We start from the raw sequence: 529 nt of genomic DNA, 5'->3' as shown, positions 1-529 counted from the left end.
TGGCGCCGCCCGGCGCGGTCGCGGCGGGCGGCGGGGCCTGGGCCGGCGCCGGAGCGGGAAGTGTCATGGCTCAGGCCCTCCGCACGGTGATGAGCGTCCAGGCGCCGACGTGCACGCGGTCGCCGTCGGCGATCGGGACCGGCACGTTGACCTCCAGGAGCTCGCCGTTGACCAGGGTGCCGTTCGCCGAGCCGGGGTCGACGAGCTGCCAGGAGCCGTCGGGCTGGGCCAGCAGCACGGCGTGCAGGTGGGAGACGCCGGGGTCCTCCGGCGGCCCGGACAGGTCGATCTCGGGAACCAGCGACCGGGACTGGCTGCGCCGCCCGATGCGCATCTCGGGACCGGCGAGAGGCAGAGTGCGCTCGGGACAGTAGGGCGGGAAGGCGACCCGCGCGGCGTCCGGCCCGCCCTGGCCGATCATGGCCTCGTAGTGCGCGCGGTCGGCGGCGACCACCGCCACCCAGCCCGCCCGCGCGGGGCGGCCCTGCGCCGTGCCGCCGGTCGCCGCCTGGCCGGTCGCCGGGCCGTT

At 78.1% G+C, this 529-nt stretch carries 1 protein-coding gene; it reads right to left on the bottom strand.

The window, feature by feature from the left end; translation table 11 throughout:
- Positions 1-70 precede the first annotated feature (70 nt).
- A partial coding sequence (locus ACFQSB_RS40325) for an FHA domain-containing protein (RefSeq protein ID WP_380832651.1) occupies positions 71-529 on the bottom strand: 459 nt, incomplete at its 5' end.

Source organism: Sphaerisporangium rhizosphaerae, from assembly GCF_042665155.1.
GTDB lineage: Bacteria > Actinomycetota > Actinomycetes > Streptosporangiales > Streptosporangiaceae > Sphaerisporangium > Sphaerisporangium rhizosphaerae.
This window is presented reverse-complemented; position numbering and strand designations above follow the sequence as displayed.